The 6,153-nt window shown below is 54.2% G+C and carries 5 protein-coding genes; 3 read left to right on the plus strand and 2 right to left on the minus strand.

Features of this window, described 5'->3' with window-relative positions; genetic code table 11:
* Positions 1–45: 45 nt before the first annotated feature.
* Entirely contained in the window at positions 46–1,947 is a 1,902-nt protein-coding gene (locus tag BEN30_RS12785) for an ABC-F family ATP-binding cassette domain-containing protein (RefSeq protein ID WP_069958717.1), read from the plus strand.
* Positions 1,948–2,277: 330 nt separating this feature from the next.
* A complete protein-coding gene (locus BEN30_RS12790) occupies positions 2,278–2,760 on the plus strand; it encodes a hypothetical protein (RefSeq protein WP_139135026.1) in 483 nt (160 codons plus the stop codon).
* A 76-nt stretch (positions 2,761–2,836) separates the two neighbouring features.
* On the opposite strand, the gene BEN30_RS12795 is transcribed toward BEN30_RS12790, so the two are convergent.
* Positions 2,837–3,289 (minus strand): DNA polymerase III subunit chi, encoded by a 453-nt coding sequence (locus BEN30_RS12795; protein WP_069958727.1) that lies wholly within the window; start codon positions 3,287–3,289, stop codon positions 2,837–2,839.
* 8 nt (positions 3,290–3,297) lie between these two features.
* Complete coding sequence (locus BEN30_RS12800) at positions 3,298–4,797, minus strand: leucyl aminopeptidase (RefSeq protein WP_069958728.1); 1,500 nt, start codon at positions 4,795–4,797, stop codon at positions 3,298–3,300.
* Positions 4,798–5,255: 458 nt separating this feature from the next.
* On the opposite strand from BEN30_RS12800, the gene BEN30_RS12805 reads away from it, so the two are divergent.
* A partial coding sequence (locus BEN30_RS12805) for a peptidoglycan-binding domain-containing protein (RefSeq protein ID WP_170827058.1) occupies positions 5,256–6,153 on the plus strand: 898 nt, incomplete at its 3' end.

A 6,153-nucleotide genomic window follows, 5' to 3' on the forward strand; every position in this document is an offset into this window, starting at 1 on the left:
TCTGTTGTGTTTCCAAGCCCATAAACTCCGTGCTAAAAGCCCGCCATGTTACATATCAATGATCTCACATACCGCATTGGCGGACGCTTGTTGCTCGACAACGCCACCGTTGCCGTTCCCAAAGGCCATAAGGTCGGCTTGGTCGGGCGCAACGGTACGGGCAAGTCGACTTTGTTTCACCTGATCACGGGCGACATCCACCCCGATGGCGGCACCATCAACTTGCGCCAAGGCGCCAAGTTGGGCGTGGTCGCCCAGGAAGCCCCAAGCGGCCCTGTCAGCCTGATCGACACCGTCTTGGCCGCTGATACAGAGCGCTCCCAACTGCTGGCGGAAGCCGAAACTGTCAGCGACCCCCACCGCATTGGCGAAGTGCACACCCGCCTGGCCGATATCGGCGCGCACTCCGCCCCCGCACGGGCGGCACGAATTCTGTCTGGTTTGGGCTTTAACGAAGAAGCCCAGCAAAGCCTGTGCAGTGACTTTTCCGGCGGCTGGCGCATGCGCGTGGCTTTGGCGGCGGTGCTGTTCGCCGCCCCTGATCTGTTGCTGTTGGATGAACCTACCAACCACTTGGACCTGGAAGCCACCTTGTGGCTGGAAAACTACCTGGCCAATTGGCAGGGCACCGTGATGATCATTTCCCATGACCGCACACTGCTCAACACCGCCGTGGACGAAATTTTGCATTTGGAAGAGCAAAAGCTCACCCGTTACACTGGCAATTACGACTTTTTCGAAAGAGCCAGACGCGAACGGCTCACCCAGCTGGCGCAAAACCGCACCAAACAATTGGCCGAACAGCGCCATATTCAGTCCTTCGTCGATCGCTTTCGCGCCAAAGCCTCCAAGGCCCGACAAGCGCAGAGCCGCCTCAAGATGTTGGAGCGCATGGAGCCCATCGCCACGGTGATCGAAGACAAAACAACCACCTTCACGTTCCCCAACCCGGCCCCCCTGTCGCCGCCCTTGCTGGCCATGGATGAAGTCGTCTTGGGCTACGAACCCGGCAAAGCGATCATCAAAGACTTGAATTTGCGCATCGACATGGATGACCGCATCGCCCTGCTGGGGGCCAACGGCAACGGCAAATCGACCATGATGAAGATGTTGGCGGGCCGCCTCAAACCGCAGCACGGCAAGGTCACCAAATCGAAAAAATTACACGTGGGCTACTTTGCCCAACACCAAGCCGAAGAATTGCCTTTGGAAGAAACCGCCTACGAATTCATGCAAGATCAGATGAAAGGCGTCATCGAGCCCAAAGTGCGCGCCCAATTGGGCAAATTCGGCTTCAACAAAGACAAAGCCGACACGCCCATCAAAAATCTGTCGGGGGGCGAAAAAGCCCGCCTGTTGTTCGCCAACATGAGCCGCACGGCCCCACACATCATGCTGTTGGACGAACCCACCAACCACTTGGACGTGGATGCCCGCGAAGCCTTGGTCACCGCCTTGAACATGTATGAGGGCGCCGTGGTTTTGGTCAGCCACGATCCCCATTTGGTGGAGCTGGTTTGCGACAGTTTATGGCTTGTCGATGGCGGAAAGTGCGTCCCCTACGATGGCGATTTGGACGATTACAAACGCTTTTTGATGGACACCCGACGCGGACGCAGAGAAGCCGCAAGCGAGGAGCAAAGCGCCACAGCCGCACCGCGCTTGGACAAAAAAGCCGAGCGCAAGGCCCGCGCCGACGCCCGCGCGGCCAGCAACGACGTCCGCAAAGCCGTGCAAGACGCCGAAAAACAAGTCAATCGACTGACCAAAGACAAAGAAATCATAGAAAAAAAACTGGCTGATCCTGGACTGTATTCCGGTCCCAAAGAAGACCTGACCCGCCTGCAAATGGAGCTTGGAAAATTAGACAAACGCTTGCAAAGTGCTGAAAACGTTTGGCTTGATGCACAAGCCCGTCTCGAAAAATTGGACCCAACAAGTCTATAACGGGATTGTTTTTTTTCGATTGTTGCTTCACAAAAACGATTTATGATTTGTCACATTTATTATTGCACACCCATACAAATACGCTACAACATACGAACATATGCTTCTTAAGAAAGAGCCGTGGGCGTGAGTAACTCTTTCTTCATCCTACCCAGATGATAATACTTATGATCACTCACGTCGATTCGCTGTCTCTTGGCTCGAATGCTATGGGATCATTGCGTAAATCGGTTGGAGTCTGACATTCAGCACTCCATATGTTAAAATCAAGGCGTGCACGTTTGCAGACTTGAAAAAGCACAGTCGCAAGACCAGACAATGGAGGTGGCCATGGCGGAAGCTTATTTAGAGCTGCTTAAGGCCTTTAACTTTACAGAAATGCAGGCGTGGATCGCGGTTATCAGCGCGTTCTTGTTCACCAGCAATCTCTTGGGGGGCATTTTAAGCGCCCTGTTTTTTGCCAATTCAAGCCAATTGCAGCCCCGCCCCCTGAAAGAGCGGATTTCATTTCGCTTGTTCCTTTTTAGCGAAATCATCTTGTGGGTGTTTGTTTTCTTCTACCATGTGTTCATGATTGAAGAGATCATTTTGGCTCACTTGGTGTATTGGATTTCGGCCACGATGATGCTGCCGCTGTTGGCGATCATCGGCAGCCAAGTCATGTACGTGGTGTTTAGCGGCCGCATGAAGGCCAAGGAAGCCGAATTGAAGCGTCGTCAAAGCGCCGTACGTGAGCAGCGTCGCAAAGCCATGGAGGATGCCCCGGCGGAGCACCCAGCCCCCAAGCATCCTATGCCCAAGCACGGCCACTAATCGACCTGATAAAAATGGACCAGACACAAAAATAGCGGCATTTCAGATGCCGCTATTTTTGTGTCTGGTCTAAATCCTAGGTCTCTTTTTTCTGCCACCCACCCCGTTCGGTTTGCTGCCAATAGGTCAAGGCATGACCCGCGGCCTTAAAGGTTTTCCAGCGTTGCCGTGCGTTTTGTACGCTATCGTCACGGGTGCCGTCAAACAGCTCAAAACAGCGTTCAAAGCCGTCCACCTGTTCGGGGGCAGCGCCATCGGTGACAAACAAAAACTCAGCCCCGTTTGGGTTTTCCTCCGCACACGTCAGCCAGATGGGTTGCTCTTCAGCGTGTCCGTCCTTGGCTGAGCCATGCGCCAACCACGACGCGGGATCATAAGTCCACAGCACCCCGCCCAAATGCTCCACCCGCGCCTCGGAGATTGTCCTCACCAAAGCCCGTTTGCCCGCTTCAAGCGTCTTTTCCAACAACTTGGGCAAGGCCGCTTCCAGCGGCGAATGGGTCAGGTGATAAAAGGCAATCTCCGTCATGGTGCGGGCTATTTTTCCAGCGTGTTTTTGACCCACCGATCCAACAAGCGGACGCCAAATCCGGTGCCGCCTTTGGGTGACGTCGGTTTGCCTTCCTTGGACCAGGTCACGCCCGCAATGTCCAAATGCGCCCATTTGATGTCGCCGACAAAACGCTTGAGGAACTGCGCCGCGGTGATCGAGCCGCCCCAGCGTTCACCAATGTTTTGCATGTCGGCGACCGAGGAGTTGATCATCTTGTCGTACTCCGGCCCCAGCGGCAAAGACCACACCTTCTCGCCCACATCACGACCCGCCTTAATCAGGTCCCAGGCAAAATCGTCATCGTTGGAAAACAGCCCCGCATAGTGGGTGCCCAACGCGACCATAATGGCCCCGGTCAAAGTCGCCAAATCGATCATGGTGTGGGGATTGAAACGGTCTTTGGTGTACCAAAGGGCGTCCGCCAAAACCAAGCGGCCTTCGGCGTCGGTGTTCAGCACTTCGATGGTTTGACCGGACATGGACGTCACGATGTCGCCGGGGCGCTGCGCGCTGCCTGAGGGCATGTTTTCCACCAGGCCAACCACACCCACGGCATTGACTTTGGCTTTGCGACCCGCCAAAGCCTTCATCAGGCCAATGACCACGCCGGCACCGCCCATGTCCCATTTCATGTCTTCCATACCCGCCGCTGGCTTAATGGAAATGCCGCCGGAATCAAACGTCACGCCTTTGCCCACAAAGGCCACCGGCTGGTCCGCTTTGGCGCCGCCGCGAACGGGCTTTCCGGTATAGTGCATGACCACCAATTTGGGTTCATGAACACTGCCCTGAGCAACGCCGATGAGCGCGCCCATACCCAAACGTTTCATCTGCGCCAAAGACAGCACTTCAACCTTGATGCCCATTTTGGTGAGGGTTTTGGCTTCATTGGCCAAAGTTTCGGGGTACAGCACGTTGGCCGGCTCGGACACCAAATCGCGGGTGAAAAACACCCCGTCGGCAACCTTGTCTTGGGGCGCAAACAGCGCTTGGGCCTTGGCCGAGGTTTTGCAAAACAGCTTTACTTCGGTCAGCTTCGCGCCCACATGGCCTTTCTTTTTGGTTTTGTATTTGTCAAAGGTGTACGAGCCCAACTTGGCCCCCAGCGCCATCTCGGCAGCGATCTCAGGGGCGGAGAGCGGGCACCCTTCCACATCATCCACCAACACCTGCGCGGTGGCGGTGTGCGCCTTTAAATTAGAGACGATGCGTCCGCCCAAGGTTTGAAATGCCAAGGCATCCAAATCTTTGACCTTGCCCAGCCCCACACACACCACACGGTTCAACCGCCCAGCCGGCGTCATCACCGTCAGAGAATGGTTTTTGGAGCCCTTAAAGGTGCTGGCCTTGATCGCGCGCATCACCGCGCCCCCGGTGGCATCATCAACCGCCTGGGCGCTCTCGGTCAACTTGCGACCTTCAAGGACACCGACAACAACGGCTCCGGCTTTGGGAACGGCGGGATTGGCAAACGAGATCTTCATGGAATGCTCCATCTACAAAAAAGGGGGAGGGTTACAGTGTCAGATAGGGTTGCGCGTGGCAAAACACAAGAATGGTTTGCCCCACTCTAACAACCCCGGCGGCAAAGAAAAGTAGATTGTTGAACGCCCTAAGTCCTCAAAAGGGATTTCGAAAGTGTCTTGTGGTTCTGCGATGATGCCCCCCTGACTGGAAAAAGGCTTATTTGCATCTTAATAGGAATATTATCTTGATTTTTATAACGCCTGCGCGTATGGTCATCCTCAAGGTGCCCGTAGGGCCGTCTGCGTTTAGGCGATAACCCAAAACGGATAACACTTTCCCCATTTTTTGTTTTTTAATCGGCGCGCGTCGCCCGGTTGCGTCGCACGCATGTGATGAGTGCTCTTAAACGAGCATGAGCCCTTGCGTCCAAACGTACCTCATTCAGGTCGCGCGCCCTTCATCGTGGAGAAATCCAATGTTCGACTTTTTTAAACTGAAATCGCCCATCGGGCGGTCTTACAACACCGACCCGGACGATGTGCGCAAAACCAAAAAAGTACTAAACACCTTTGGCTATTACGACGAACCTGCTCATGGCATCACAGAGTATCCCGATGGCGCGATGATCTCGGGCATTGAAAGCTTTCAAAAGGATAATGGCCTGAAAAAGGATGGCGTGATGAAGCCAGGTGGTGAAACGGAACGCACCATCGGTTCCATGATCAGTGGTCAGTTGCAAAAGACTGAAAGGTCCAAAGCGGCTGCGACACAGCCCACGACGTTTAGTTCCGCACTCGGACTTGCGCCAAAAAAACCAAAAGAACCTATGCCGATACAGATGGGCTACAAATTAGGCGAGGCGCTGAAGTTGTCTGCGCCCGTTGGACTGAACCAAAAAAATGAGCCGTCCGATGTAAACCGTATCAAGAAGGCAATGAGTTGGACGGGGCTGTATCCTTCACACGAAGCCGAACAGCAAGATGGCCAAATGAATCAGAATTTGATGCGATCTATCGGCATGTTCCAAAGCGCAAATGGTTTAAAGCAGGATTTTTGGATGAAGCCGGATGGCGAAACCGCAAAAAATCTTGATACGAACCTGCAAAATAAATTTGCCGCATTGGTGAAGATGGCTGATGCCAGTGGCGGGGATGGCGGTGGCGGTGATGACGGCGGCGACAAACCAGGTGATCCGCCAAGTGAGGGTGATTCTCCGCCTGATGATGGTGGTGAAAAACCAGAAAAGCCAGATGAACCCAAAGATCCAGAAGAGCCCCCAAAAGAGGATGAAGACCCATGCAAAGACCTTGAGGAACTAATGAATGAGGCTCGAGATGCCCAAGATGAACTTCAAGATGAATATCTAAAGCTAC

The organism is Magnetovibrio blakemorei, from assembly GCF_001746755.1.
GTDB lineage: Bacteria > Pseudomonadota > Alphaproteobacteria > Rhodospirillales > Magnetovibrionaceae > Magnetovibrio > Magnetovibrio blakemorei.

Excerpts from the sequence above, each read along its gene's own strand:
- BEN30_RS12800 (WP_069958728.1), bottom strand. The coding sequence starts at position 4,797 with ATGAAGATCTCGTTTGCCAATCCCGCCGTTCCCAAAGCCGGAGCCGTT.
- BEN30_RS12790 (WP_139135026.1), top strand. The coding sequence starts at position 2,278 with ATGGCGGAAGCTTATTTAGAGCTGCTTAAGGCCTTTAACTTTACAGAA.
- BEN30_RS12795 (WP_069958727.1), bottom strand. The coding sequence starts at position 3,289 with ATGACGGAGATTGCCTTTTATCACCTGACCCATTCGCCGCTGGAAGCG.
- BEN30_RS12785 (WP_069958717.1), top strand. The coding sequence starts at position 46 with ATGTTACATATCAATGATCTCACATACCGCATTGGCGGACGCTTGTTG.